The sequence below is a fragment of the Delftia sp. NA_296.1 genome, from assembly GCF_052692095.1.
Genome location: NZ_JBQZGF010000011.1, coordinates 115,914 through 141,351, shown reverse-complemented (window position 1 = coordinate 141,351; position 25,438 = coordinate 115,914). Strand labels below are relative to the sequence as shown.

The window sequence follows — 25,438 nt, the reverse complement described above, 5'->3', positions numbered from 1 at the left end:
CATGCTGCGCATCACCATTGCCCAACTCAACCCCACCGTCGGTGACATCGCCGGCAACGTGGCCCGCATGGCCGAGGCCGCTGCCCGCGCCGCGCACGAGCGGGCCGACCTGCTGGTCTTTCCCGAGCTGTCGCTGTGCGGCTACTACCCTGGCGACCTGCTGGACGAGCCCGCCTTTCGCGAGCGCCTGGAGCAAGGCTTGCAGCAGCTGCTGCAGGCCACGCGCCAGTGGCCGCAATTGCACTGGGTCATCGGCGCGCCCACGCGCGCCAGCGGGCCGGGCAAGCCGCTGCACAACAGCCTGCTGGTGCTCAAGGACGGCGCCGTGCGCCTGCGCTACGACAAGCAGCTGCTGCCCACCTACAACATCTTCGACGAGCGCCGCCACTTCGAGCCCGGCCCCGACGCGGCCAAGGTGCTGCGCATAGGCCAGGCCCAGGTGGGCTTTCTGGTGTGCGAGGACGGCTGGAACGACGCCGGTGCCGACTACGCCACCAACCCCTTCGCGCGCATGGCCGACGCCGCGCCCGACCTGGTGGTCAGCATCAACGCCAGCCCCAGCCACCTGGGCAAGCGCGAGCAGCGCCACGAGATCTTCGGCCAGGCGGCCACGCGCCACGGCCTGCCCATCCTCTATGTGAACCAGATCGGCGGCCAGGACCAGATCGTGTTCGACGGTGCCTCGTTCGCGGTGGAGCCCGGGCGCGGCGTGGTCTTCGAGGCCGAGCGCTTTGTCGAAGACCTGCGCACGCTGCAGTTCGACGATGGGCGCTTCCTCGACGCGGCCGGCCAGCCCTGCATGAGCGTGCCGGCCGCAGGCCTGCCCACCATGGAGTTCTACCGCCGCCAGATCGTGCTGGGCCTGCGCGACTATGCGCGCCGCTGCGGCTTCACGCGCGCGGTGGTGGGCAGCTCGGGCGGCATAGACAGCGCGCTGACACTGGCCCTGGCGGCCGAGGCCCTGGGCGCGGACAACGTGGTGGCCGTCACCATGCCCTCGCGCTTTTCGTCGAGCGGCTCGGTCGATGACTCGGTGATCCTGTGCCGCAACCTGGGCATCACGCTGCATGAGCACCCGATCCGCGAACTGGTCGACGGCTATGCGCGCCAGTTCGAGGCCAGCTTCGGCCAGCCGCTGCAGGGCCTGCCGCTGGAGAACCTGCAGGCACGCATCCGCGGCACCACGCTGATGGAGTACTCCAACGCCTTCGGCCACCTGCTGCTGACCACGGGCAACAAGTCCGAGATCTCGGTGGGCTACTGCACGCTGTATGGCGACACCAACGGCGGCCTGGGCCTGCTGGGCGATCTGTACAAGACCGAGGTCTTCGAGCTGTCGCGCCACATCAACCGCAGTGCCGGCCGCGAGCTGATTCCCCAGGCCATCATCGACAAGCCGCCCTCGGCCGAGCTGGCGCCCGACCAGAAGGACGAGGACAGCCTGCCGCCCTATGCGGTGCTGGACGAAATCCTCAAATACGCCATCGAGGGCCGGCACCTGTCCACCGCCGAATACGGCACGGCCGAGCGTTTTGTGACCCAGTTGCTGGGCCAGCCCGGCGGGGCCGAGCTGGTTGACCGCGTCAAGCGCATGATCTTCCGCAGCGAGTACAAGCGCCGCCAGGCCCCGCCCATACTGCGCGTGCGCCCGCGCGCCTTCGGTACCGGGCGCCAAATGCCCATTGCCGCCCACTACGAATGAAGCCAGAGTGAAGCCACCGAGCCTGTTTATGCAAGAGACTGCCGCCATGGACGCCCCCACCGAAACCCCGGCCACCAGCGAGCGCGTGCACACCGCCGTGCTGATCGGGCGCTTCCAGCCGCTGCACAACGGCCACATGGCCCTGCTGCGCGCGGCGCTGGAGCGTGCCGAGCAGATCGTCGTCGTGCTGGGCAGCGCCTGGCAGGCGCCCAATCCCAAGAACCCCTTCAGCTGGCAGGAACGCGCGCAGATGCTGCGCGAGGCGCTGCCGCCCGCGGACGCGGCCCGCCTGCACTGCGTGCCCGTGCGCGACTACTACAACGAGCCGCTGTGGGTACAGGCCGTGCAGCAGGCCGTGCAGTCCTGCGTGCCCGAAGGCGCCAGCGTGGCCCTGGTCGGCCATTTCAAGGACGCCACCAGCGGCTACCTGGCGCGCTTTCCGCGCTGGCAGCTGATCAGCCTGCCGCGCCTGGGCCAGTTCGACGCCACGCCGCTGCGCGACATCTACTTCGGCGAATCAGGCGTGGACTTCGAGGCCCTGGCCGCCCAGGTGCCGCCCGCCACCCTGCAGTTCCTGCGCCAATGGGCCACCACGCCCGCCCATGCGCAGATGTGCGAGGAATGGCGCATGCTGGCCCGGTACCGCCAGGCCTGGGCTGCGGCGCCCTACCCGCCCGTCTTCGTGACCGTGGACGCACTGCTGCGCTGCCGCGTGCCGCACGAAGGCGCGCAACAGGACCACATCCTGCTGATACGCCGCGCCCATGCCCCGGGCCTGGGCCTGTGGGCGCTGCCGGGCGGCTTCCTGGAGCCGCGCGACACGCTGTGGCAGTCCTGCCTGCGCGAGTTGCGCGAGGAGACCTGCTCCACGCTCAGCGAGGCCGACCTGCAGGCCGCCCTGCAGTCCGTGCAGGTCTTCGACCACCCCGACCGCAGCCTGCGCGGGCGCACCATCACCCATGTGCATTACCTGGACCTGGGCGTGCTGCCCTCGCTGCCGCCCGTGCAGGGCGGCGACGATGCGGCACTGGCGCGCTGGGTGGCCGTCTGCGACCTGCCCGCCATGGAAAGCGCGTTCTTCGAGGACCACTTCCAGATCCTGCGCCAGTTCCTGCCCCTTCCGGTGCAACAGCCCCTGGCGGACACGGGCGTGAAAATCGGCTAAAACCGGAGATTGCGGCGCCATCTTGCGCCGCAATACCGTTTTTCCGGGCTTCCCGTGTTCCCCCGCGTTTGAATGACTACCACCCTACAGATCCGACCCGCCACCCCCGATGACGCCGAGCTCATCGTCCGCTTCGTGCGCGAACTCGCCGTCTATGAAAAAGCCGAGCATGAAGTCCTGGCCACGCCAGAGCATGTGAAGCGCACCCTGTTCAGCGACAACCCCGCCGTCTTCGGCCTGATCTGCCTGCATGGCGACCAGCCCGTGGGCTTTGCGGTCTACTTCTTCAATTACTCGACCTGGCAGGGCCGCCACGGCCTGTACCTCGAAGACCTCTATGTCACGCCCGAGGCGCGCGGCCTGGGCGCGGGCACGGCGCTGCTGCGCCGGCTGGCGCAGATCGCCGTCGAGAAGGACTGCGGTCGCTTCGAGTGGAGCGTGCTCGACTGGAACCTGCCCTCCATCGAGTTCTACGACCGCCTGGGCGCCCTGCCCCAGACCGAGTGGATCCGCTATCGCGTGACCGGCGACACCCTGCTGGAGATGGCGCGCGAGCCGGGCTGAGGCCGGCCTCCTTTGTCTGCCTACTCTGGCTCCACGCCCTGGCGCACGGCCTGCTCGACCACCTCGCGCGTCAGCGTGGGCACGAAGGTCTCGATGAAGGCATAGGCATAGCCGCGCAGCCAGGCGCCCTTGCGCAGGCCCAGCCGTGTGGTGTTGACCTCGAACAGATGGCCGGCGTCCAGCGTGCGCAGGCCCTGGTCGCGCTCGGCATCCAGCGCCACCGAGGCGACGATGCCCACGCCCATGTCCAGCTCCACATAGGTCTTGATCACGTCGGCATCCATGGCCGTGAGCACCACGTCGGGCTCCAGGCCCTCGCGCGCAAAGGCCTCGTCGATGTGGGCGCGGCCCGTATAGCCCTGCTCGTAGGTGATGATGGGAAAGCGCGACAGCGCCTCCAGCGTCAGCGCCTGCTGCGACTGCAGCAGCGGGTGGCCGGGCGGCACGACCACGCCGTGCGTCCAGCGGTAGCAGGGCAGCGCGACCAGGCCTTCATAGCCGGCCAGCGCCTCGGTGGCCACGCCGATGTCGGCCTCGCCGCTGCGCAGCATCTGCGCCACCTGCTCGGGCGAGCCCTGGTGCAGGTGCAGGCGCACCTGCGGATAGCGCTGGCGGAAGTCGCGCACCACATGGGGCAGCGCATAGCGGGCCTGGGAGTGGGTGGCGGCAATCGACAGCCGGCCCTGCTCGCTGGCGCTGAAGTCAGCGCCCACGCGGCGCAGGTTGTCGGCCTCCAGCATCAGGCGCTCGACGATGGGCAGCAGCGCCTCGCCGGGCGGCGTCAGCCCGGTCAGCCGCTTGCCTGCGCGGATGAAGATCTCCACGCCCAGTTCTTCCTCCAGCTCGCGGATCTGCCGGCTCACGCCGGGCTGGGATGTGTGCAGCGTGTGGGCCACCTCGGTCAGGCTGTAGCCGCGGCGCACGGTTTCGCGCACATAGCGCAGTTGCTGGAAGTTCATGGGCAAGGCTCCGCCCGGGGCCGGTGCGGCCCGGGCCTGTGAAAGGCAAAAGCAGAAAGGAAAGAGAGAGGGGGACGGCGAGAGGCTTCAGGCCGAACAGGCCACGGCCGGCTCATCCGGGGCATCGGCCGCTGCCTCGCGGGGCAGCTCCAGCAGCTCGATCAGATTGCCTGCGGGGTCGCGCGCATAGCAGCGCCGGCCCTCGCTCACGGGCGCCACCTCCAGCGCCAGGCCGCCGTGCACCAGCAACTGCTGGCGCAGCGCATCCACGTCGCTGACCGTCAGCGCCAGGTGCACCAGGTTGCCCGCCGCGCGCTCGGTGCCGCCGGACTGCCCCTTGTAGGGCACCAGATCGATGCGCTGCCCGCCGGCCAGAAAGCTCAGGCCCGGACGCCCGGCAACGGACAGGGCAGACAGGCCCAGCACTTCGCCATAAAAGCGCTCCATGGCCGCCTGGGCACGCGCCGGGAAGGACAGCTGGACATGGTGGACGCCACAGACGATGGCCACGCCCGGCTTCATGGCAGTGCGGCCGGCAAGAGGGGAAGGCCAGGCGGGGCGTGTGGTGTGGGTCATCGAAGCGTCTCGGAAAAGAATCAGCAGCCCAAATGCTGCTGCAGGCCATTGTCGAGACAAGTCGAAAAAACCAAAAATAATAAAAATTCAGTCTGTTATTTCCAAATCATCTCAAGAGATCGAACGCCGGTGGTCGGCCCGGCGCGCCAGCCATTCGCCGCCGAACTGCAGCACCGACACCAGGGCCACCAGGATGACGATGACCTCGAACATCACGCGCGTCTCATAGCGCTCGTAGCCATAGCGGATGGCCAGGTCGCCCAGGCCGCCCGCCCCCACGGCGCCCGCCATGGCCGAGGCATTGACCATGGCGATCACGCTCACGGTCATGCCGCCGATCAGGCCCGGCAGCGCCTCGGGCAGCAGCACCTGGCGCACGATCTGCGGGCGGCGCAGGCCCATGGCGCGCGCCGCCTCCACCAGGCCGCCGTCCACCTCGCCCAGGCTGACCTGGGCGATGCGCGCAAAGAACGGAATCAGGTTGGCCGACAGCGGCACCACCGCCGCCCAGGTGCCCAGCGTGGTGCCCACGATGGCGCGCGTCACCGGCAGCAGGGCCACCAGCAGGATGATGAAGGGAATGGCCCGGCCGATGTTCACCGCCGCCGACAGCCCCCGGTACAGGCGCGGCCTGGCATAGAGCCCGCCCGGCGCCGTGGTGTGCAGCACGATGGCCAGCGCCAGCCCGGCAACGATGGCGATCAGCGAGGACGCGCCCGCCATCAGCAGGGTTTCCAGAAAGGCCTGCAGGTATTTATCGAGCGGGGGCAGGGACATGGCCAAGCAGTTGCAGTGAATCGGCGCCCAGCGCCTGTTGAAGGGAAGACAGCGCGGCCGGCGAGAGCGGGGAGAGCGACGAGGGCAGATCCTGCACCGGCACGCCCACCAGCAGGCGGCCCTGCGAACGCCCGCGCATGCAGTCCAGCCCGCCCTGCAGCAAGCGGGCACGCGGGCCCAGCACCTGGAGCTGCGCCAGCGGCAGGCCCTGCTGGCTGCCGCCGTCGGCCCATCCGATGGCCAGCACGGCGACGGCCTCCGGGCCATCGGCCGCTGCCACCAGTTCCAGGTCCGCCGCCAAGGCCTGCCGCAGCGGCCGCAGCAGCGCACGCGCAGCCTCCGAGCGCGGTGCCGCAAACAGCTTCCAGACCTCGCCGATCTCCTGCAGCCGGCCCTGGTCCAGCACCAGCACGCGGTCGCAGACCTCGCGGATCACGGCCATGTCGTGCGTGATGAGCACGATGGTCAGCCGCAGCTTGCGGTTGATCTCGCGCAGCAGCTCCAGGATGGACTGCGTGGTCTCGGGGTCCAGGGCCGAGGTGGCCTCGTCGCACAGCAGGATTTCGGGCTCGTGCACCAGCGCGCGCGCAATGCCCACGCGCTGCTTTTGCCCGCCCGAGAGCTGGGCCGGATAGGCGCCGCTCTTGTCCGCCAGCCCCACCAGGGCCAGCAGCTCGTCCACCCGTGCGCGCACGAGCGCGGGCCGCCAGCCCGCGGCCTGCAGCGGCAGGGCCACGTTCTCGTACACCGTGCGCGAGGACAGGAGGTTGAAGTGCTGGAAGATCATGCCGATGCGCCGGCGCAGCGCCACCAGCGCGTCCTCGTCCAGCGTGGCGACATCGGTGCCGTCCACCAGCACGCGGCCGCTGCTGGGCCGCTCCAGCGCATTGATGGTGCGCAGCAGCGTGGATTTGCCGGCGCCGCTGCGGCCGATGATGCCGAACACCTCGGCACGCGCTACCTCGAAGCTCAGCGCCTGCAGTGCGTGCACGGGCTCGCCCGCGCTCCTTCCCGTGCCCGTGCCCGGGTAGTGCTTGCGCACGCCCTCGAAGACGATGTGCGGCCGCTGCAGCGCATCGATTGCATGGGGCTCGCCGGCCGCCGCCTGTTCCACCTTCATTGCCTTACACGCCTCAGAAGGCCGGCAGCACCGAGCCCTGGTACCTGCTCACGATGAACTGGCGCACGGGCTCGGACTGGTAGGCGCGCAGCAGGGCCGCGACCCAGGGTGCAGCGCGGTCGCGCTCGTGCACGGCAATGATGTTCACGTAGGGATTGCGCTCGCGCCTTTCGACGGCAATGCCATCGCGCGTGGCGATCAGCCCGGCCTGGTAGGCAAAGCTGTTGACGATGGCCGAGGCATCGAGATCGTCCAGCGAGCGCGCCAGCACCACCGAAGCGGCCTCCACCAGCTGCACCTTCTTCTGGTAGCTGGCGATGTCGGCCAGGCCCGCCGTGCCCTTGAAGGGGTCGAAGCCCTCGCGCAGCTTCAGGATGCCCTGGTCCTGCAGCACCACCAGCGCGCGCGTCTGGTTGCTGGGATCGTTGGGAATGCCCAGGCGCGCGCCAGCGGGCAGGTCGGCCAGGCGTTTGTGCTTTTTCGAATAGAAGGCGATGGGCGAGATATAGGTATCGCCCGCCGCCACCAGCCGGTAGCCGCGCTGCTGGTTCTGGTCGCGCAGGAACGGCACATGCTGGAAGGAGTTGGCCTCGATGTCGCCGTTGTTCAGCGCCTCGTTGGGGCTGGCCGCGCCGCTGATGACCACGGGCTTGACCTGCAGCCCCTGCTCGCGTGCCACGCGGGTCACCACCTCCCAGATTTCCTCGTCCACGCCGCCGCGCACGCCCACGCGCAGCGGGCCGGCCTGCGCGGCGCGGATGGCGCCTGACATCGCCGTCACCGAGGCCCCCGCCGCCAGTCCCCGCAGAAATACTCGCTTGTCCATCGCACAGTCCTTTCAATATCAGCTATTCATTCCGTTGTGCCCCGAAGGCCATCAAAGCGCGCATGACCCAGGCCAGGGCAGCCGAGCAAGGGCCGCCCCGCAGCGAGGGCTGCGTCCCCTTGCCCGCAGTGCGTAGCGCTGCGAGAGCGGGGGGAAGCGGCGCAGCCGCTCAGGGGGGCTAATACGCTCCTGGGTGCAACTCACGGCCGGCCGCGCGGGCCTGGGCCTGCAGCCGGGCGAAATGCTCGGGATAGAAGCGCTCGGCCACATCCAGGTGGGAGCGCACACGGCCCTTGAGCGCGTTCTCGCCCACATGGCTGAACAGCGGGTTGTCCGGGTCGCTCTGCGGCCCCGTGGCCAGCACGGCCAGCTCGGGCGGCAGGGTCAGCAGCGGGACCTGGCCCAGGTCCAGGCGCGGCGCCAGGAAGTAGGCGATGGAGTAGCGCTGCACGCCCGCGCGCGGCACCAGCACGCGATGCACGTTGGCGCGCAGATAGCCGTTGGTGGCCAGCTCCAGCATCTCGCCGATGTTGATGACGAAGGCCCCCTCACGCGGCGGCACATCGACCCAGCCGGCCGGCGTCTCCACCTGCAGCCCGCCCACCTCGTCCTGCAGCAGCAGGGTCAGCAGACCACCGTCCTTGTGCGCGCCCACGCCCTGGCCTGCTGCGCCCAGCTCGCTGCCCGGGTAGTGGATGATCTTGATGCGATGCGCAGGCAGGCCGCTGACCAGGGCGTCCAGCGCGCCCTCGGGCAGCTGCAGCGCGGCCACGAAGTGGCGCAGCAGCTCCAGCGCCACGCCATGCGCTGCCGCCTGCCAGGCCAGCACCTCCTCGCGGAACCCGGGCAAGGCCTGCGGCCACTGGTTGGGGCCTTGCAGCCCCTTCCAGTCCGGCACGCCGGGGCCTGCGGGAATCTCGGGCGATTCCTCCCCCAGGTCGATCTGCTCGCGCTGGTCGGGCCGCTGGCGCGTGATCTCCATGCCCACGGCCGTATAGCCCCGGAAGTGCCGCGTGTTGGCAATGGCCAGCGCCTGCTTGTCGGCCAGCGGCTGCGCAAAGAATTCGCGCGCGCGCCGCTGTATGCCCTGCCATGCGTCCCGGCCTATGCCGTGCCCTTCCAGGTAGAAGAAGCCGGTGTCGCGTGCCGTGCGCGCCAGCTGGCGCAGCGCCTGGGCCTGCGTGGCCGGGTCGCGCAGGGCCTGCAGATCGATGACGGGCAGGGCCGGGGTTGCCGCTGTGGCGGCGGGCGCGTCGAGAGTGGATGCTGTCAAGGTGCTCATGCTGTGCTGCCAGGGAATGGGGAAGGAAGGAGCGCTCAGGCCGCCAGGCGCTGATCGCGGTCTTGCTCGCGGTTTTGTTCGCGGTCTTGTTCGCGTTCAGCAGCCAACACCGCATGGCCCTGCGCCTGCTCCAGCGCCTGCGCCAGGTCGGCCAGCAGGTCCTGCGGGTGCTCTATGCCGATGGACAGGCGCACCAGCCCGGGCGCAATGCCCACGCGCGCCAGTTCCTCGTCGCTGAGCAGGCTGTGCGTGGTCTCGGCAGGAATGGCGGCCAGCGACTTGCTGTCGCCGATGTTGACCAGGCGCAGGAACAGGCGCAGCGCGTCATAGAAGGCGCGCGCCGCCGGGCGGCCGCCGCGCAGCTCGAAGCCCAGCAGCGCCGGCACATGCCCGCCGCGCAGCTGGCGCAGGGCCAGCGCGTGGTCGGCGTGGCCGCTCTGGCTGGCGTGGTGTATGCGCTCCACCAGCGGATGGCGCTGCAGGAAATCGATCACTGCCAGCGTGTTGCGGCTGGCGCGCTCCTGGCGCAGGCCCAGTGTCTCCAGGCCCTGCAGCAGCAGGAAGGCGCTGTGCGGCGCCAGCGCCGCGCCGCAGTTGCGCAGCAGCACGGCACGGGCCCGCGCGATGAAGGCGCGGTCGGGAAATTTCTCGGTGAAGACAAAGCCCTGGTAGGCCGGCTCGGGTGCGCTGAACTGCGGGTAGCGCCCCGCGTGCGCCACCCAGTCGAAGCGGCCGCTGTCCACGATCAGCCCGCCCAGCACATTGCCGTGTCCGCCGATGGCCTTGGTGGCCGAGTGCACGACGATGTCGGCGCCCCAGTCGAAGGGCCGCAGCAGCAGCGGCGAAGCCACGGTGTTGTCCACCACCAGGGCCACGCCGGCCGCATGGCTGATGTCGGCCAGCTGGCGCAGGTCGGCAATGCCGCCCGATGGATTGCCCACGGACTCCACGAACACGACCTTGGTGCGCGGCCCTATCGCCCGGTGCAACGCCTGCAAATCATCCTTGGCCACGGCCGTGCTCTGCACGCCGCGCGAGGCCAGCACATGGGCGATGAAGTTGTGCGTGCCGCCATACAGCTGCGAGGCCACGACCACATGGTCGCCCGCACTGGCCAGCGTGGCCAGCGCCACGTCGATGGCGGCCATGCCCGAGGCCAGGGCCAGCGCGGCCACGCCGCCTTCGAGAGCCGCAATGCGCTGCTCCAGCACCGCCAGCGTGGGGTTGGCCGTGCGCGAGTACACATCGCCCTCCTCCACCAGGCCGAACAGGTTGGCGCCGTGCTGGGCGCTGTCGAACACGAAGGAGGTGCTCTGGTAGATGGGCACGGCCGCGCTGCGCTGCTGCTCGCGCCCCCGGTAGCCGGCGTGCAGGGCCTGGGTGTCCTGCTGCCACAGCGCATCGCTGGCTGCGTCGTGCGGGGCGGACTCGGTGCCGGTCGCTGAGGTCATGCATGGACTCCGTATGAGTGGTCGATGCAGCCCATTATTCGAAGCCCGCGTCCTGCGCACTACGAAGAAAAACGCGTTCGCTTATTCGGTTTGCGCATGTCGCCGGGCCGCGCCCTTCCTAGTTGCCACGCACATATGGATGCGCGTTTTGCGTCGTTGGAAACACGGCACTCAGCGGACAGCATCGGCAGTCCCGAAACTGCTTTGGAGGGAGTTCCATGACCCGCAAGACCCAGACCGAGATCGACAGGACCCAGGACAGCCGCTGCGCCCATGGCGCCGATTGCGGTGCTTTCGGAGCGCTCGATGCTCCCGAGGCATCCGAGCCCTCGCTCTCGCGCCGCACCCTGATCCGCGCCGGCGCCGCAGCCGGCGCGCTGGGCTCGGCCGCCTGGTTCAGCGGCCGCGCCGGGGCGCAGCCGCGCCAGAAGATCACCTTTGCCTGGAGCCAGGCCAGCTTCTGCCATTCGCCCATTCCCGTGGCGCTGGAGCGCGGCTTCTTCGAGCGCAACGGCCTGGACGTGGAGCTGCTGAACTGGGGCGGCTCGGCCGACCAGTTGCTGGAGGCGCTGGCCACGGGCAAGGCCGATGCGGGCGCGGGCCTGATCCACCGCTGGATCAAGCCGCTGGAGGCGGGGCTGGACGTCAAGCTCATCGGCAGCGTGCACGGCGGCTGCCTGCGCCTGGTGGGCCTGAAGTCGGCCGGCGTCACGCTGGACCCCAGTACGCTCAAGGGCAAGACCATCGGCGTGGCCGATCTCAACAGCCCGGCCAAGCAGTTCTATTCCATCCACCTGGCCAAGCGCGGCCTGGATGTGGACAAGGACATCGAATGGCGCGTCTACCCGGCCGACCTGCTGGATGTGGCCGCCAAGAAGGGCGAGATCCAGGCCATTGCCGACGGCGACCCGAATCTCTACCTGATCGAGAAACGCAACCCCGGCACCTTCCTCGAACTGGGCAACAGCGCCAAGAACGAATACGCCGAAAGCATTTGCTGCGTGATCGGCGCAGGCGCAAAGTTCGCCCGGGCCAACAAGCCCGCAGCGGCCAGCGTGGTGCGCGCGCTGACCCAGGCCTCGGACTACATCGCCGAGAACCCCAATGAAACGGCGAAGATCTTTGCCAAGTACTCGCCCAAGGTGCCCGTCGAAGACCTGCAGCGCCTGCTGGCCGAGCTGACCTTCAAGCACCATCCGCACGGCAAGCCGCTGCGCGACGAGGTCCAGGCCTTTGCAGCCGACTTCCGCACGGCCGGCGTGCTCAAGAAGCAGACCGACCCTGGCCGCTTTGCCAGCCACATCACGCTGGACGTCCTCGCATGAGCACCGCAAGACCACGCTGGCGCCTGGGCGCCACGGATGCCGCACCCGGCCTGGAACGGGAACAGGTGCAGGACTCGCGCAAGGCCGGCCCCTGGCGCACCGGCCTGCTGGCCGCCGCCGCCTGGGCCGGCCTGGGCATGCTGACCCTGCTGTGGCCCAACAAGGAGATCGGCTTCAGCGAATGGGCATTCACGCAGGAGTTCGGCATTGCCGCCCTGGTCGTGGCCCTGTTGCTGCTGGCATCGGCCGTGCTGCCTGTGCGACCCGTACGGGCAGCACGGCGCATCGACCGCTGGCTGCGCCCGGCCGGTGCCTGGCTGGTGGCCGCGCCGCTGCTGCTGGCGCTGTGGGAGACGCTGACGGCCAAGCTCGGCGCGCTGCCGCCGCCGTTCTTCGCGCCACCGCAAAGCCTGATCGACGTAGTGCACGAGGACTGGCAGCGCCTGGGCCTGTCCACGCTGTATTCGCTGCGGCTGCTGCTCAACGGCATCGTGTTCGGCGCGGTGATCGGGTTTCTCACGGGCGTGTGGATAGGCTGGTCGCGCATCGCGGGCTACTGGGTGCATCCGCTGCTGCGCTTCCTGGGGCCGGTGCCGGCCTCGGCCCTGCTGCCGCTGGCCTTTTTCTTCGCGCCGTCGAGCTACTCGGCAGCCGTGTTCCTGGTGGCGCTGGCTACGTTCTTTCCGGTGGCCGTGCTGACCTGGTCGGGCGTGGCATCGGTCAGCAAGAGCTACTACGACGTGGCGCGCACGCTGGGCGCATCGCCCTGGTTCCTGGTGCTGCGCGTGGCCATCCCGGCCGCCCTGCCCCAGGTCTTCGTGGGCCTGTTCATGGGGCTGGGCGCCTCGTTCTCGGTGCTGATCACGGCCGAGATGATGGGCGTGAAGGCCGGCCTGGGCTGGTATCTGCAATGGGCCCAGGGCTGGGCAGCCTACGCCAACATGTACACGGCGCTGCTGGTCATGGCCGTGCTGTGCTCGGGCCTGATCACGCTGCTGTTCACCGTGCGCGACCGCACGCTGTCGTGGCAGAAGGGAACCGTCAAATGGTGATTGCCGCAGAACACGCCGCCAACGCCGCAGCCACGCCCGCCATCGCAGGGGCGGCCCTAGCCGGCGCGGCCATCGATGTGCAGGCCGTCAGCCACTGGTTCGGCCAGGGGCAGGGCGCGCTGCAGGTGCTCGACGAGGTCAGCCTGCAGGTGCGGCCCGGCGAGTTCGTCGCCCTGCTGGGCCCCAGCGGCTGCGGCAAGTCCACGCTGCTGCGCCTGGTGGCCGGGCTGGACGCGCCCACGGCCGGCGCCGTGGCGCAGGACGGCACGGCCATCACCGAGCCCGATCCCTCGCGCATCGTCGTCTTCCAGGACCCCACGCTGTTTCCCTGGCGCACGGTGCGCGGCAACGTGGCCCTGGGCCTGCAGGCACGCGGCCTGCTGGACAGCCAGGCCCACCGCATCGACGAGGCCCTGCGCCTGGTGGGGCTGGAGGATTTCGCGGACAGCCATCCCCACCAGCTGTCGGGCGGCATGGCACAGCGCGCTGCCCTGGCGCGCGCCCTGGTCAACGACCCGCGCCTGCTGATCCTGGACGAGCCGCTGGGCAAGCTCGACTCGCTGACGCGGCTGGCCATGCAAAGCGAGATCCTCAAGATCTGGCAGCGCGCAGGCTTTTCCGTGCTGCTGGTCACGCACGATGTGGAAGAGGCCCTCTTCCTGGCCCACCGTGTGCTGGTCTTCAGCCAGCGGCCCGCCCGCATCGTGGCCGAGATCGATGTGGACCTGCCCTACCCGCGCCAGCGCGGCCACGCCCGCCTGTCCGAGCTGCGCCACGAGGCCCTGCGCCACCTGGGCCTGGACCAGACCTGGTAGCGCCCGCATCCGATGCAACGCAGCGACTCCCCCGACTGGCTCAACCCCTTGATCGGCGCCATGCAGCAGGCCCAGGTCGGCCTGCTGCAGCTGCTGCACGGCCTGGGCCTGGCCGGCACGGTGGATGGGCAGCCCGCCTGGCCGTGGGCCGTGCGCCTGTCCGGCGAAAACCTGCTGATCGACCTGGGCCAGGCCCGAGGCCTGATGTGGTCGCTGGCGGCCGTGGCCACCGCCATCGTTTTGCTGGTGCTGGCCCTGGTGCTGGTCCTGGTGCTGCGCCGCATCCGCCTGCCGGCCCTGGTGCTGACCGCGCTGGCCGCGCTCGCCCTGCTGCTGGCCCCCTGGCCGCGTGCCGACCTGATCCTGGTGCCCGCGCATGCCACCAGCTTCCATGCCTCGCCCACGGGCTTCAGCGTGGAGAGCATTGCGCGCGGCAGCGCCGCCTATGCCCAGCACTGCACGGCCTGCCACGGTACCGATGGCCGGGGCCACGGCCCGCTGGCCGCCAGTCAGCCGGTCTGGCCCCCCAACTTCACCAGCCCGCTGTTGTGGCGCCGCGCCGATGGGGAATTGCTCTGGGCCATTCTTCATGACCGCCGCCCCGTGGAGTCTGGCGACGGCGCACGGGCACACGGCCAAGCCGACCGGCTGTCCAGCGACGACGCCTGGGCCCTGATCGACTTCATGAAGGCCCGCGCCGCAGGCCAGATGCTGCAGATCGCCGGCAACTGGCCCTATCCCGTGGGCCTTCCCGACATGGCCGTGCAGTGCGCAGGCCAGCCCGCACGCCGCCTGAGCACCTGGCAAAGCCGCCAGCAGCGGCTGAGGGTGGTGGCAGGCAGCGGCCCGGTGCAGGAAGACCCGCGCCTGGTCAGCCTGCAGCTGTCGCCCGATGGCGGCAACCGCACCGCCAGCGCCCTCGACTGCACCGTCAACGACCCGCGCGCCTGGCAGGCCATGGCCCTGCTCAGCGGCTCGGAGCAGCTGCAGGGCATGCAATGGCTGGGCGACCGCAGCGGCTGGCTGCGCGCGCTATCGCGTCCGGGCGCCCAGGGCTGGTCGGAGGACGACCTGGTCTGCCGCACGGACACGCCCGCGAGGACGATGGTCGAGGCGACGACGGCCGCTGCGGCAACGGCCGGCCCGTCCGATGGCTCATCCGATGGCCTCGGGGCCCTGATCGCTCGCATGGATGCCGAGCCCGTGCGGTTCATCAAGGGTGGGTTTGTGCACTGAGGGATCAGGCATCCGCCGCCATGAGGCTGGCATAGGCGCCCTGGCGCGCGAGCAGCTCCCGGTGGGTGCCCTGCTCCACGATGCGGCCGCCCTCCAGCATAGCCACGCGGTCGGCGCGGGCCAGCATGGCGGGCCGGTGGGCGATGAGCAGCACGGTACGGTGCTCGCGCAAGGCGTCCAGCGCACGCAGCAGGGCTTGCTCGCTTTCGCTGTCGAGATGGGAGGAAGCCTCGTCCAGCACCAGCACGGGGGCACCGGTCAGCAGCGCGCGCGCCAGGGCGATGCGCTGGCGCTGGCCACCCGACAGGCGCATTCCTTGTTCTCCACAGCGCGTGGCATGGCCTTGCGGCAGCCCGCTGATGAAGCCATGGGCCTGCGCCAGCATGGCGGCCTGCTGTACCTCGTCATCGCTGGCGTCAGGCCGGCCCAGGCGGATGTTGTCGGCGATGGAGATGTCGAACAAATGCACCTCCTGGCGGACCACGGCAAGTTGCTGCCGCAGCACGGCCAGCGGCAATTCACGAATGTCCATGCCGCCCATGCGCAGGCTGCCGGCGTCGGGCTCGCCCAGGCGTTGCAACAGCTGCACGCAGCTGCTTTTGCCGGCGCCGGACGCGCCGGCCAGGCCCACCATTTCGCCAGGCCGCAGGGACAGGTCCAGTCCGCGCAGCACGGGTACGCCGCCACGCTGCCAATGCACACCGCAGAAGTCCAGCGACGCCGTGGCCGGCGCCTCACGGGTTCCGCTGTCCGCAATGCGCCGGGGCTGGCGCAGCAGTTGCACGATGCGGTCGGCACCAGCCTTCACATCGCCCAGCCCGCGCGCGGCCTGCGCCACTTCGGCCAGCGGCGCCAGCGCCATGCCGGCCAGTACCACCACGGCCGGCAGCCAAGCGGCATCGATGTGCCCATGGTCCAGCAGCCAGGCGGCCACGGCAGCCATGGCCAGGGCCGACACGGCCGGCAACGGGTCCGCGGTGGCCAGTTGGCCCGCAGCAAGCGACGCATGCCTGCGCACCTGCGGGGACAGCGCCGCAGCCTTGTCACGCATGCGTGCCAGCCAGCGCGGGCCGGCCTCCAGCAGCGCCAGTTCACGCAGCCCGCGCAGGCCTTCCACCACATCGGCATTGAGTTCGCCCTGCGCCGCTGCCAGCGCCCTGGCCTGCCGCTGCGCCTTGCCGGCCAGCCACCAGGACACCAGCACCGGCAAGGCAACAAAGGGCAGCCAGGCCAGGGCGAGCAGCGGATGCAGCCAGGCCAGCAGGCCCAGCGCGGCCAGCGGCACGCACAGGGCGCCGGACAGCTCGCCCAGCATGTGGGCGTAGAAGTGCTCCATCAGCTCGGCATCGGCCGTGGCGGTGGCGGCGATGTCGCCGCTGCGCTGCGGGCCGGCCGCATTGCCTGCGCCACGCTCCAGCCCGTCGTAGATGCCCAGCTGCAGTGTTTCTATCAACGCAAACGCCAGCGCATGGGAGGCATGGGTCTGCCACCATTGGCTGAGCGCGGCCACCAGCGCCGTCAAGGCCAATGCGCCCAGTGCCGGTTGCAGCGCAGTCCACGGCGCGCCCATGGCGGCCTGTCCGGCAATCCAGGCAGCCAGCACCCAGGCGCCGACCACGGTAGCCTGCGCCAGCGCGGCGGCCAGCAACGTCGCTGCCAGCAGGCGCTTGTGCGACGCCACCGGCGCCAGCAGGCCGGCCCAGCTGCGGGGTTCATCGCGGATCATGCGGCCTCCTCCGTCGTCCTCTTGGCCTGTGACGCCGCCCAGAGCCGTGCATAGCGGCCGCCGCGGCGCAGCAGATCATCGTGCGTGCCCTGTTCGGCCACCCGGCCGTTTTCCAATACCACGATGCGGTCCGCCTCGCGCGCCGTCTCCAGGCGGTGCGCGGCCATGACGAGAGTGCGGCGGCCCCGCAATGGCCGCAACACCTGCAGCAAGGCCTGCTCCGTGCGTGGATCTGCGCTGGATGTGGGCTCGTCCAGCAGCAGCACGGGCGCACGCCTGAGCAAGGCACGCGCCAGGGCCAGCCGCTGGCGCTGCCCGCCCGACAGGTGCGCGCCGAATTCGCCCACCTCGGTCTGCAGGCCTTGGGGCAGGCTGTCCACCAGATCGGCCAGTTGCACATCACGCAGGGCAGCCTCGATGTCGCGGAGGCAGGCCTGGGGGCTGGCCATGCGCAGGTTGTCCTCCAGGCTGCCGCTGAACAGCAGCGTGTCCTGGGCGACCAGGGCGACCCTGGAGCGCAACTGCGCCAGGCTCAGCTCCCGCAGGTCCCGGCCGCCCAGGCAGACCATGCCGCGCCGGGGATCGGCGGCACGCCACAGCAGCGACAGCAGCGTGGACTTGCCGACGCCCGAAGGCCCCACCAGCGCCACCCATTCACCATCGGCGATATCCAGGTCCAGTCCGTGCAGCACCTCGGGCCGCCCCGGTTCCTGCCCCTGGTCATGGGCAAAGCACACCCCGCTCAGCGAGATGCGGCCGTCTGCAGGAGCAGGTCCGGGCCGCTGCGGCTCAGGCACGGGCAGCGGCGCGTGCAGCAGCGCGTCGATGGCATGCAGGCCGTCGCGCGCGGCCCAGGCCGCATGAAAGGCTTTCTCCAGCCGCTCCAGCGGCCTGAAGGCCTCACGCGACAGCAGCAGCACGGCCAGCAGCGATGCCGCATCCAGCCGGCCCTGGCCCAGTTGCCAGCTGCCCCACCCCAGGACACTGGCCATGCCGGCCAGGCCAACGAAACGCGTCAGGCCGGTGCGCAGCAAGGTGGCGCGCAGCGTGTGCATGGACTCGGCACGCAGGCGGGCGGCCTGCTCGGCCAGACGCATGCGCCAGCGCGCCGAGGCGCCAAAGGCCCAAAGGGTCTCCATGCCGCGCAGGCTGTCCAGCAGCTGCGCCCCAAAGGCAGCCAGGGCCGCCATGACGCCGCTGGCCCCGGGCATGTGCCGGCGCAGCCACAGCCGGTCCAGCAGCGGCTGCCCCAGCACGAACACGGCCAGCAGCAGCGCGCAGCCCGCGTCCACCCAGGCCAGGGCACCCAGCGCCAGCGCGCAGCCGAGCACGGCTCCCAGCAGGCCGGGAACATGGCGGCTGGCATGGACCTGCACGGCATCGACCGCCGCAACCAGCGTGGCCTGCAGCTCACCCGTGGGGCGGGCCGCAGCCCAGGCCGGCCCCAGGCGCATCAACCGGGCCAGCAGGCGTTCGCGCAGCACGGCGCGCGTGCGCATGCCCACCTGCTGCGCCCACCACTCTTGCAGCCACACCAGGACGCCGCGCAGCACCAGGGCCGCCAGACCGATCGCCAGCCAGGGATGCAGCGACGCCCCCTCCATGGCCTGGGCCAGCAGTCGAGCAAGGCACAGCGCGTGCACCACCAGCATGGCCTGGGCCAGCAGCCCGCAGGCCACCGTGGCCGCCAGCTGTGCGCGCGAGCGCGACACCATCCAACGTTCCAGCGAGGTGCTCATGACGGCTCCTGCCCGCGGCCGCCCAGCGCGTGCCTCACGGCGACCAGACGCCGGCCGTTGACCGTTTCCACGACAGCCTGCACGCGGTAGACCTCGTGCAGCAGGGCGCTGTCCACCACCTCGACAGGGCTGCCGGCACGCACCACGCGGCCCTGGTCCAGCACCATGATCCGGTCTGCCCAGCCCATGGCCAGGTTGATGTCGTGCAGCACGGCCAGCACCACCAGTTGCCGCTCGTGCGCGATCTCGGTCACCACGTCCAGCACGCGGTGCTGGTGGTAGAGGTCCAGGGCGCTGGTCGGCTCGTCGAGCAACAGCAGGCGCGGACGGCGCACCAGGGCCTGGGCCAGACCCACCATCTGGCGCTGGCCACCCGACAGCGCAGCCAGCGGCCGGTCGGCCAGGGCCGTCAGCTCCAGGCGCTGCAGCACCTGCTCCACGGCGGTCTCGGCCTCATGCGTGCCGACCAACGGCCAGCCACGGGCCGCCTGTGCGGGCTCGCCGGCCATGGCCGCGCTGAGCACGGACTCGAACACCGCCAGTCGCGAGCGTTCGGGCAGGCTTTGGGGCACATAGACCACCTGGCGCGCGCGCTGCAACGGCGGCTGGGAAGACAGCAGCGCCGTGCCCAGGCGCACCTCGCCGCGCATGCGCTGCAAGCCTGCAATGCCGCGCAGCAGCGTGGATTTGCCTGCGCCATTGGGCCCCACCAGCGCGTTGACCGAACCCGCAGCCAAGGGCCCCAGAGTGGCACCGCGCAGCACGGGAGCTGCGCCATAGCCCATGTGCACATCGCTGACATGCAGCGCGTTGCGGAATGGCATGCTCAGCGCTCCTGCCGGCCCGTGCGGGCAACGATGGCCATGAAAAAGGGAATGCCCACCAGCGAGGTCACGATGCCCACGGGCACCAGCACGCCCTCGATCAGCGTCTTGCTGGCCACCGAGGCCATGGACAGGATCAGTGCCCCCGCCAGCGCCGAGGCCGGCAGCAGCACGCGGTGGTCGTCGCCCACCAGCATGCGCGCGATGTGCGGTGCGATCAGCCCCACGAATCCTATGGTGCCCACGAAGGAGACGGCCACGCCCGTCAGCAGGCTGATGCGCAGCAGCGCCCAGCCTCTCAGCGCAGTGACCGGCACGCCCAGGCTGCGCGCGCGGTCCTCGCCCAGCGTGAGCGCGGTCAGCGACCAGCTCTGGCTCCATGACCAGGGCAGGCACAGCGCCAGCACGGCGGCCATGACGGCAATCCGGTCCCAGGAGGCGCGTGCCAGGCTGCCCAGGGTCCAGAAGACCAGCTGCTGCAAGGTGTTCTGGTCGGCCACGAACTGCAGCAGTGCCACCAGGGCGTTGAAGCTGAACACCAGGGCGATGCCGAACAGCACCAGGCTTTGCACGCCAAATCCGCGCCACATGGCCAGCCCGTACAGCAGGCCCACCGACAGCAGCGCGAAGAGGAAGGCGTTGAGAGACACCACGTACTGCGCCGGCACGCCCGGCACGCCCAGTCCCAGCACGATGGCCAGGGCCGCGCCAAAGGCGGCGGCCGCCGACACGCCCAGCGTGAACGGGCTGGCCAGCGCATTGGCCAGCACGGTCTGCATCTCCGCGCCAGCCAGCGCCAGCGCCGCACCCACCAGCACGGCCATCAGCGCATAGGGCAGGCGCACGTTCCAGACGATGACGGCCTCCACGCGCGACACGCTGCCCGGATCGCCCACCACCTGCCACAGCCGTGCCAGCCCCATGCCCGACGGGCCGGTGGCCACGTCCAGTGCCAGGCTGGCCAGCAGCGCCAGGGCCAGCAGCGCCAGCACCAGCCCGTGGCGGGCATGGCGGCGGCGGTAGCGCTGCGCGGCACCGGCTGCCGCAGCGCCCGTCTCTGCCGCCACGGCACTGGCCTCAATGGCCGCGCTCATCGGCCGGCCCCGGAAGGCAGGTCGGTCAGCAGCACGCCGGTCATCGGAATCGGCATGAAGCGCTCGTACAGCTCACGCCGCGTGCGCAGCGGGTCGATGTCGGCAAAGAGTTCGGGATGCAGCCACTTGGCCAGCGCCTCGACGGCAATCACATGCTCCGGCGAGTCGTAGAAGATGTGCCACAGGCCGTGCACGCGCCCCTTTCGGACGGCGGACAGCTCGCGCGTTTGGGCACGCTGCGCCACCGTCGCCAGGCTGGCCTGCGCCTGGGCAGGCGTGGCCTGGTAGCCCAGCGTCACGCCGCCCTGGCCACTGGCGAAGACGCCCGTGGCCACATAGACGGCAGGATCGCGCGACAGCACATATTCGAGGTTCAGCGTACCGATGGGACCGGGAATGCGGCCGGCGCCGATGTTGTCGCCACCGGCCAGCTCCACCATTTCCCCGAAATTGCCCTTGCCCGGCGAGCCGCAGCAGTCGCGCAGACCGGCCAGCATGTCGATGAAGATGGCGGGCCGCTGGAACCCGTCCTTCTGGCGCGCCGCCGCGACTCGCTGGCGCACGCGCTCGATGCGCTGCTCGTAGAAGGCGATGAAGTCCTCGGCGCGCTGCTGGCGGCCCAGCACCTGGCCCATCAGGCGCAGGCTGGATACGGTATGGGTCAGCGGATGCTGGCTGAAATCCACAAAGACCACGGGCACGCCCGCCGCCTGCAGCTGGCGCACGGCCTCGCTGTCGGGCGCGGGCCCGTGACCGCCAGAGACGGCCATGAAGGCCACGTCGGGACGCACGGCCAGGGCCTGTTCCACGTTGAAACTTTCGGGCGTGGCACCTCCGACCAGCGGCAGTTTCTCCATGGCAGGAAAGGCCTTGGAGAAAGCCGCATAGCCCTGGGTATCGAGCAGGCGGAAATCCCCCTGCCAACCCGCCACGCGCTCCACCGCCTGCCGGCCTTCCAGCAGGGCCATGGTGTAGACCATGCGTCCCTCGCCCAACAGCACGCGCTGCACGCGGTCCGGCACCTGCACGCTGCGCCCCGCCATGTCCGTCACGGTCAAGGCCTGGGCCAGCCCACTCCAAAGCGCCAGCGCCGCCACCGCAGCGCGCAACCCACGCCGCATTCCTGTCTGTATTTGCATCTGTTTTCTTCTCTCAGTCGTTGCCGGCATACCCAATGCAACCGGCGCGCCCCAAAGCCTGGGACAGCAAGCAAGGGCCTGAGCCGGCCGCAACGCCCCGCAGCAAGGCTGCCGCCCCCTCAGGGAGACGCCGCAAAGCGGCTCAGGGGGTCAAAACCGGCCGCGCAAGCTCACCTGCACATTGCGCGGCTCGCCATAGACATTGCCGAAGTTGGCCGGCCCGAATCCGCCGCTGCCCAGGCGCGTGTAGTAGCTGCGGTCGAACAGGTTGCTGACGTTCAGCGCCGCACTCCACTGCGGGCTGATGCGGTAGCCCACGCGCAGGCTGGCCGTGGCGTAGCCGCCCTGGGTGGCTCGAACAAGGGGCTTGCCGCCCTCGCTGTAGGTGCCGCTTTGGACGTTGATGCCGCCGCCCACATCCCAGGCGTTGAGCGCGCCCGGCAGCCGGTATGTGGTCCACAGCCGCAGCAGATGCCGGGGACTGAAGGTCCTGAAGGACTGGCCCTGATAGCTGGGATCGCGCTTGTATTCGCTGGTGTTGTAGGTGTAGCCGGCCATGGCCTGCCAGCCCGGGGCGATCTGTCCCGCCAGCTCGGCGTCGAAGCCCTGGCTCTGCACCTTGCCCTGCGCGGCGTAGCAGCAGCTGTCCACGATGACGGGCGACACGGCCACGGCGCGGTTGCTCTCCACGATGCGGAAGGCCGCCAGCGCCACCTGCAGCCGGCCATCGTTGAGCGAGCCCTTGATGCCGGCCTCGTAGTTGGCGCCGACCACGGGCGGCAGTCCGCCGCCATCCTCGCCCCGGTAGTTGCTCTGCACGCGGAAGATGTCGGCATAGCTGGTGTAGAGCGACCAGCGGGAGTCCAGATCGAAGACCAGGCCCGCGTAGGGCGTGAAGCGGCCGTCCTGCCGGTAGTCCGCCGTCTGCGCGCCCGTGCGCTGGTTGACGGAGTCGGTGCGCCACCAGCTCCAGCGCCCCCCCAGCAGCAGGGTCAGCGGATCGGCCAGCTTCAGCCGCGCGGCGCCATAGATGCCGTACTGGCGCGTGCGCGATCGCGAGTCCGATGTCCACTGCACGGCGCCCGGATCGGCGTAGGCGGCCGGGTCGAAGTCGAACACATTGACGGGAATGCCGCCAAAGCCCGGGAGGCTGCCGCCTTGCGAGCGCGCGTCGCGGTCGTACCAGTTGGCGCCCAGAACCACCTCGTGGCGCCGGCCCCAGGCCTGCCAGGCCCCGCTGAGCATGGCGTCCAGCGACAGCTGTTCGTTGTCGTAGTCATTGGCGCCGCCCATCAGGCGGGGACCCAGGCCCGTGGCGCGGTCCACCGCGCCCGAGACATAGGCGTACTTGAGCGCGCTGGACTCGCGGTCGGAGACCGCCGCCAGCTTGAACTGCCAGTCTGCATTGATGGAATGGCTGAGGTCGGCGAAGACCTGGGTGGCCTCGAAGTCCCAGTGCGTCCAGGGCGTGCTCAGGAAGGTGCTGCGTGCCAGCCCCAGGTCGCCGCCGTCGGCGTAGCGCGGCACGCCCATCATGGGCGGCACCCAGTCGCGCGTCTGGTGGCCGGCGCCCAAGGAGACGGTGGTGGCCGATCCCAGGTCGGCCTCGACGATGCCGTACAGCGAATCGCGCCGGCTGCTGGCATAGCGCACATGGGAGTCGCGCTGGTCGTGCGCGGCCGCCAGCCGGGCACGCACCGACCCATCGGCGTTCAGCGGGGTGCTGTAGTCGATCTCGGCACGGGCCGCATTCCAGGAGCCCAGGCCCAGCGAGCCCGTGAAGCGCCGGTCGCCCGTGGGGCGCTTGCGCACCAGATTGATCACGCCGCCGGGCTGGCCCGCGCCATTGAACAGGCCCGCAGCGCCGCGCAGCGTCTCCACATGGTCGAACATCACCATGTCGGGCTGGCTCCAGGAAGCGCCGCCTGTCTGCACGGGAAGGCCGTCGTACTGGAAGTACTCGATGGGATAGCCGCGCGCATAGAAGGCCGGAATGACGCCCGTGCCCGACAGGTCCACGGTCACGCCGGGGGTCTGCGCCATGATCTCGTCCAGCGTGTGCAGGTTCTGGTCCTCGATCTGCTGGCGCGTGATGACGGAGACCGAATGCGGCGTCTCCCTGAGCGTGGCAGGCAGCTTGGTTCCCACCGAGACGCCCGGGGCCGCGTAGCCACCCGTCAGCTCGGTGGGCCGGTCCTTGACCGCCTGGCCCGTGACCTGCACCTCGGGCAGCCTTTCCTCGGCCGCCCGGGCCAGGGCGCACTGGCCCAGGACGCAGACGGCCAGCGCGATCGATGTGATGGAAAAACGGGGCGGGCCGGCATCCCGGTCCGCAGAATCTGGCAGCGACATTCAACCCTCTCGAAGCAAATGAAAATCAATTGCATTCGACTGTAGGCAAGAGGAAGGCTCGCCGCTTTCGCTGGCCGGAGTTTGGCTTTCGCCCGCCGGAGATGGCTCAGCGCAGCAACTCGCTGGGCACGATGCCGAAGCGCTTGCGAAAGGCCGTCGAGAAATGCGCAATGCTGTAGCCCACCTCCAGCGCCACCTGCGTGACCGAGCAGCCGCCCGAAGTCAGCAGGCCGTAGGCCTGCTCCAGCCTGTGCTGCTGCAGGTGCTCGAACACGCTCATGCCGAACAGCTGGCGAAAGCCGGCCGTGAGCTTGCGCTCGTTGATGCCGGCCTCGCGCGCCAGCTCGGCCAGCGACAGGGGACTGCGAGCGTGCGCCGTGGCCACCTCGCGCGCATGCCAAAGCCGCTCCACATCGGCGCGTGACAGCTCGGCGCCTGCTCCCTGCGCGCCCGCCGCCGGCAGGCACTGCTGGAGCACGGCAGCCGACAGTTCCAGGCTCTTGGCATTGAGGAACAGATCACGCATGGGCCCCTGATAGGGGCAGACCAGAATCTGTGTGGCCAGCGCACGCGCCGTGGCCGACAGCCCCTGGCGCAATACCAGCAGATCGTTGTCGTTGAAGCAGTGGTGGCCGCTGCGCGCGATGAGATCGAGCCCGAAGCCCTGGCGCTCCGCCGCCTCGGCGTCAAAGCCTATGCGCACATAGCGCTGAAGGCTGTGGGATTCATAGCGGTCCAGTCCCTCATGCAGGCCCGTGGCCAGCACCAGGTAGACCCCGGCATCGGACACCTCCATCAGACGGCCGTTGACCCCGGCCTGCACCTTGCTGTTGAGGGCCACGATGATCTGCAGGCCCTGGAACACCGGCGCGCGGACCTCCACAGGCTCCTGCGTCATGCGGCAGCCGGCCGCAAGGCACAGCTGGTTGTCGAATCTGGAATTCCACTGGAACACGTTGCAAATCTATGAATGAGAATTATTCTCAAATCATACGACCAATGATCCCGCCATTGCAGGCGCTCGCCCCTTGGCCCCGGACCGGGATGGACCATCGCCATCCCATTCGCAACTTGCACTTGCCAATGCATCAAGCAAATCAGGACTAGTTGCAAGCAAGGCCTCTTTCTATATTCGCGCCTCGACGGCGCCCGGCTTCCATGGGCCGCAGCTGCGCACGACACTACTGCGGGGACCCCACCCCTGCCTGACTGACCCACAACAAGGAGAGACTGCGATGACCGATCTCACCATCAACGGCAAGACCGTTTCCATGGACCTGGACCCCGAGACGCCCATTCTGTGGGCTCTGCGCGACACGCTGGAGATGACCGGCACCAAGTTCGGCTGCGGCGCGGCGCTGTGCGGCGCCTGCACGGTGCACATGAATGGCCAGGCCATACGTTCCTGCGTGACGCCGATCTCGGCGGCCGCAGGCCAGAAGATCACCACCATCGAGGCCATGACCTCGGGCTCCGACCGCGTGGGCACCGCCGTGCGCGATGCCTGGGTGCGCCACGACGTAGCCCAGTGCGGCTACTGCCAGAGCGGGCAGATCATGAGCGCCACGGCCTTCCTCAAGTCGCTGCCCAAGGGCAAGAAGCCCAGCGGCGAGGAGATTGACGCGGCCATGGCCGGCAACATCTGCCGCTGTGGAACCTATGCACGCATCCGCACGGCCGTGGCCGATGCCGCGCGCACCCTGGGCTGAACGGA

22 protein-coding genes are annotated in these 25,438 nt (G+C 69.9%); 8 read left to right on the top strand and 14 right to left on the bottom strand.

What is annotated here, in order from left to right:
* Nucleotide 1: 1 nt before the first annotated feature.
* From ACUTR7_RS24280 to ACUTR7_RS24270, 3 genes are all read left to right on the top strand, one after another.
* Nucleotides 2-1,702: an NAD+ synthase gene (locus ACUTR7_RS24280; protein ID WP_445610007.1), complete on the top strand. Its 1,701-nt coding sequence runs from the start codon at nt 2-4 to the stop codon at nt 1,700-1,702.
* Nucleotides 1,703-1,748: 46 nt separating this feature from the next.
* On the top strand, nt 1,749-2,867 hold the full coding sequence (locus ACUTR7_RS24275) for a bifunctional nicotinamide-nucleotide adenylyltransferase/Nudix hydroxylase (RefSeq protein WP_445610006.1): 1,119 nt from the start codon (nt 1,749-1,751) through the stop codon (nt 2,865-2,867).
* A gap of 72 nt (nt 2,868-2,939) precedes the next feature.
* Entirely contained in the window at nt 2,940-3,431 is a 492-nt protein-coding gene (locus tag ACUTR7_RS24270) for a GNAT family N-acetyltransferase (RefSeq protein WP_047326490.1), read from the top strand.
* A 20-nt stretch (nt 3,432-3,451) separates the two neighbouring features.
* Here ACUTR7_RS24270 and ACUTR7_RS24265 read toward each other — a convergent pair whose 3' ends face one another.
* The 7 genes from ACUTR7_RS24265 to ACUTR7_RS24235 form a co-directional block, all read right to left on the bottom strand.
* The gene (locus ACUTR7_RS24265) at nt 3,452-4,390 is read right to left on the bottom strand and encodes a CysB family HTH-type transcriptional regulator (protein ID WP_013800726.1); all 939 of its coding nucleotides are present in this window, start codon (nt 4,388-4,390) and stop codon (nt 3,452-3,454) included.
* Nucleotides 4,391-4,477: 87 nt separating this feature from the next.
* Nucleotides 4,478-4,966: a VOC family protein gene (locus ACUTR7_RS24260; protein WP_185751011.1), complete on the bottom strand. Its 489-nt coding sequence runs from the start codon at nt 4,964-4,966 to the stop codon at nt 4,478-4,480.
* Nucleotides 4,967-5,077: 111 nt separating this feature from the next.
* Entirely contained in the window at nt 5,078-5,743 is a 666-nt protein-coding gene (locus tag ACUTR7_RS24255) for a methionine ABC transporter permease (protein ID WP_013800725.1), read from the bottom strand.
* Complete coding sequence (locus ACUTR7_RS24250) at nt 5,721-6,863, bottom strand: methionine ABC transporter ATP-binding protein (RefSeq protein WP_099732835.1); 1,143 nt, start codon at nt 6,861-6,863, stop codon at nt 5,721-5,723. Before ACUTR7_RS24250 ends, ACUTR7_RS24255 begins: the two co-directional genes overlap by 23 nt.
* Before the next feature lie 13 nt (nt 6,864-6,876).
* Nucleotides 6,877-7,689, bottom strand: coding sequence for a MetQ/NlpA family ABC transporter substrate-binding protein (locus tag ACUTR7_RS24245; protein WP_445610005.1), 813 nt, complete (start codon nt 7,687-7,689; stop codon nt 6,877-6,879).
* A gap of 178 nt (nt 7,690-7,867) precedes the next feature.
* Nucleotides 7,868-8,971, bottom strand: a complete 1,104-nt coding sequence (locus tag ACUTR7_RS24240) for an isopenicillin N synthase family dioxygenase (RefSeq protein ID WP_343739331.1) — start codon at nt 8,969-8,971, stop codon at nt 7,868-7,870.
* Between the two features lie 35 nt (nt 8,972-9,006).
* Nucleotides 9,007-10,422 (bottom strand): O-acetylhomoserine aminocarboxypropyltransferase/cysteine synthase family protein, encoded by a 1,416-nt coding sequence (locus ACUTR7_RS24235; protein ID WP_445610004.1) that lies wholly within the window; start codon nt 10,420-10,422, stop codon nt 9,007-9,009.
* Between the two features lie 218 nt (nt 10,423-10,640).
* Here ACUTR7_RS24235 and ACUTR7_RS24230 point away from each other — a divergent pair, with 218 nt between their 5' ends.
* Genes ACUTR7_RS24230 through ACUTR7_RS24215 form a run of 4 tightly spaced genes read left to right on the top strand, consistent with a single transcriptional unit; the run spans nt 10,641 to nt 14,850 of the window.
* On the top strand, nt 10,641-11,747 hold the full coding sequence (locus tag ACUTR7_RS24230; RefSeq protein WP_012207415.1) for an ABC transporter substrate-binding protein: 1,107 nt from the start codon (nt 10,641-10,643) through the stop codon (nt 11,745-11,747).
* On the top strand, nt 11,744-12,799 hold the full coding sequence (locus ACUTR7_RS24225; RefSeq protein ID WP_445610003.1) for an ABC transporter permease: 1,056 nt from the start codon (nt 11,744-11,746) through the stop codon (nt 12,797-12,799). The genes ACUTR7_RS24230 and ACUTR7_RS24225 overlap by 4 nt, the downstream gene beginning before the upstream one ends.
* A complete protein-coding gene (locus tag ACUTR7_RS24220; RefSeq protein ID WP_016450923.1) occupies nt 12,793-13,614 on the top strand; it encodes an ABC transporter ATP-binding protein in 822 nt (273 codons plus the stop codon). Before ACUTR7_RS24225 ends, ACUTR7_RS24220 begins: the two co-directional genes overlap by 7 nt.
* A 12-nt stretch (nt 13,615-13,626) precedes the next feature.
* Nucleotides 13,627-14,850: a c-type cytochrome gene (locus tag ACUTR7_RS24215; RefSeq protein ID WP_445610002.1), complete on the top strand. Its 1,224-nt coding sequence runs from the start codon at nt 13,627-13,629 to the stop codon at nt 14,848-14,850.
* A 4-nt stretch (nt 14,851-14,854) separates the two neighbouring features.
* Here ACUTR7_RS24215 and ACUTR7_RS24210 read toward each other — a convergent pair whose 3' ends face one another.
* The 7 genes from ACUTR7_RS24210 to ACUTR7_RS24180 form a co-directional block, all read right to left on the bottom strand.
* Nucleotides 14,855-16,576 (bottom strand): ABC transporter ATP-binding protein, encoded by a 1,722-nt coding sequence (locus ACUTR7_RS24210; RefSeq protein WP_445610001.1) that lies wholly within the window; start codon nt 16,574-16,576, stop codon nt 14,855-14,857.
* On the bottom strand, nt 16,573-18,315 hold the full coding sequence (locus ACUTR7_RS24205; RefSeq protein WP_445610000.1) for an ABC transporter ATP-binding protein: 1,743 nt from the start codon (nt 18,313-18,315) through the stop codon (nt 16,573-16,575). Before ACUTR7_RS24205 ends, ACUTR7_RS24210 begins: the two co-directional genes overlap by 4 nt.
* Entirely contained in the window at nt 18,312-19,139 is an 828-nt protein-coding gene (locus ACUTR7_RS24200; RefSeq protein WP_043822151.1) for an ABC transporter ATP-binding protein, read from the bottom strand. Before ACUTR7_RS24200 ends, ACUTR7_RS24205 begins: the two co-directional genes overlap by 4 nt.
* Nucleotides 19,140-19,141: 2 nt before the next feature.
* Nucleotides 19,142-20,233, bottom strand: a complete 1,092-nt coding sequence (locus ACUTR7_RS24195; RefSeq protein WP_445609999.1) for a FecCD family ABC transporter permease — start codon at nt 20,231-20,233, stop codon at nt 19,142-19,144.
* A complete protein-coding gene (locus tag ACUTR7_RS24190; RefSeq protein WP_445609998.1) occupies nt 20,230-21,372 on the bottom strand; it encodes an ABC transporter substrate-binding protein in 1,143 nt (380 codons plus the stop codon). Before ACUTR7_RS24190 ends, ACUTR7_RS24195 begins: the two co-directional genes overlap by 4 nt.
* A gap of 150 nt (nt 21,373-21,522) precedes the next feature.
* The gene (locus tag ACUTR7_RS24185) at nt 21,523-23,724 is read right to left on the bottom strand and encodes a TonB-dependent siderophore receptor (RefSeq protein ID WP_043822147.1); all 2,202 of its coding nucleotides are present in this window, start codon (nt 23,722-23,724) and stop codon (nt 21,523-21,525) included.
* Nucleotides 23,725-23,830: 106 nt separating this feature from the next.
* Nucleotides 23,831-24,679 (bottom strand): helix-turn-helix transcriptional regulator, encoded by an 849-nt coding sequence (locus tag ACUTR7_RS24180; protein ID WP_051940991.1) that lies wholly within the window; start codon nt 24,677-24,679, stop codon nt 23,831-23,833.
* Between the two features lie 280 nt (nt 24,680-24,959).
* On the opposite strand from ACUTR7_RS24180, the gene ACUTR7_RS24175 reads away from it, so the two are divergent.
* The gene (locus ACUTR7_RS24175; RefSeq protein ID WP_012207419.1) at nt 24,960-25,433 is read left to right on the top strand and encodes a (2Fe-2S)-binding protein; all 474 of its coding nucleotides are present in this window, start codon (nt 24,960-24,962) and stop codon (nt 25,431-25,433) included.
* The last annotated feature ends 5 nt before the right edge of the window (nt 25,434-25,438 follow it).

Bases quoted from the DNA above. Each gene is read 5' to 3' on its own strand.
- ACUTR7_RS24195 (WP_445609999.1), bottom strand. From the start codon at position 20,233: ATGAGCGCGGCCATTGAGGCCAGTGCCGTGGCGGCAGAGACGGGCGCT.
- ACUTR7_RS24200 (WP_043822151.1), bottom strand. From the start codon at position 19,139: ATGCCATTCCGCAACGCGCTGCATGTCAGCGATGTGCACATGGGCTAT.
- ACUTR7_RS24255 (WP_013800725.1), bottom strand. From the start codon at position 5,743: ATGTCCCTGCCCCCGCTCGATAAATACCTGCAGGCCTTTCTGGAAACC.
- ACUTR7_RS24260 (WP_185751011.1), bottom strand. From the start codon at position 4,966: ATGACCCACACCACACGCCCCGCCTGGCCTTCCCCTCTTGCCGGCCGC.
- ACUTR7_RS24185 (WP_043822147.1), bottom strand. From the start codon at position 23,724: ATGTCGCTGCCAGATTCTGCGGACCGGGATGCCGGCCCGCCCCGTTTT.
- ACUTR7_RS24270 (WP_047326490.1), top strand. From the start codon at position 2,940: ATGACTACCACCCTACAGATCCGACCCGCCACCCCCGATGACGCCGAG.
- ACUTR7_RS24280 (WP_445610007.1), top strand. From the start codon at position 2: ATGCTGCGCATCACCATTGCCCAACTCAACCCCACCGTCGGTGACATC.
- ACUTR7_RS24210 (WP_445610001.1), bottom strand. From the start codon at position 16,576: ATGATCCGCGATGAACCCCGCAGCTGGGCCGGCCTGCTGGCGCCGGTG.
- ACUTR7_RS24190 (WP_445609998.1), bottom strand. From the start codon at position 21,372: ATGCAAATACAGACAGGAATGCGGCGTGGGTTGCGCGCTGCGGTGGCG.
- ACUTR7_RS24250 (WP_099732835.1), bottom strand. From the start codon at position 6,863: ATGAAGGTGGAACAGGCGGCGGCCGGCGAGCCCCATGCAATCGATGCG.
- ACUTR7_RS24215 (WP_445610002.1), top strand. From the start codon at position 13,627: ATGCAACGCAGCGACTCCCCCGACTGGCTCAACCCCTTGATCGGCGCC.
- ACUTR7_RS24220 (WP_016450923.1), top strand. From the start codon at position 12,793: ATGGTGATTGCCGCAGAACACGCCGCCAACGCCGCAGCCACGCCCGCC.
- ACUTR7_RS24235 (WP_445610004.1), bottom strand. From the start codon at position 10,422: ATGACCTCAGCGACCGGCACCGAGTCCGCCCCGCACGACGCAGCCAGC.
- ACUTR7_RS24225 (WP_445610003.1), top strand. From the start codon at position 11,744: ATGAGCACCGCAAGACCACGCTGGCGCCTGGGCGCCACGGATGCCGCA.
- ACUTR7_RS24230 (WP_012207415.1), top strand. From the start codon at position 10,641: ATGACCCGCAAGACCCAGACCGAGATCGACAGGACCCAGGACAGCCGC.
- ACUTR7_RS24265 (WP_013800726.1), bottom strand. From the start codon at position 4,390: ATGAACTTCCAGCAACTGCGCTATGTGCGCGAAACCGTGCGCCGCGGC.
- ACUTR7_RS24175 (WP_012207419.1), top strand. From the start codon at position 24,960: ATGACCGATCTCACCATCAACGGCAAGACCGTTTCCATGGACCTGGAC.
- ACUTR7_RS24245 (WP_445610005.1), bottom strand. From the start codon at position 7,689: ATGGACAAGCGAGTATTTCTGCGGGGACTGGCGGCGGGGGCCTCGGTG.
- ACUTR7_RS24275 (WP_445610006.1), top strand. From the start codon at position 1,749: ATGGACGCCCCCACCGAAACCCCGGCCACCAGCGAGCGCGTGCACACC.
- ACUTR7_RS24240 (WP_343739331.1), bottom strand. From the start codon at position 8,971: ATGAGCACCTTGACAGCATCCACTCTCGACGCGCCCGCCGCCACAGCG.
- ACUTR7_RS24205 (WP_445610000.1), bottom strand. From the start codon at position 18,315: ATGAGCACCTCGCTGGAACGTTGGATGGTGTCGCGCTCGCGCGCACAG.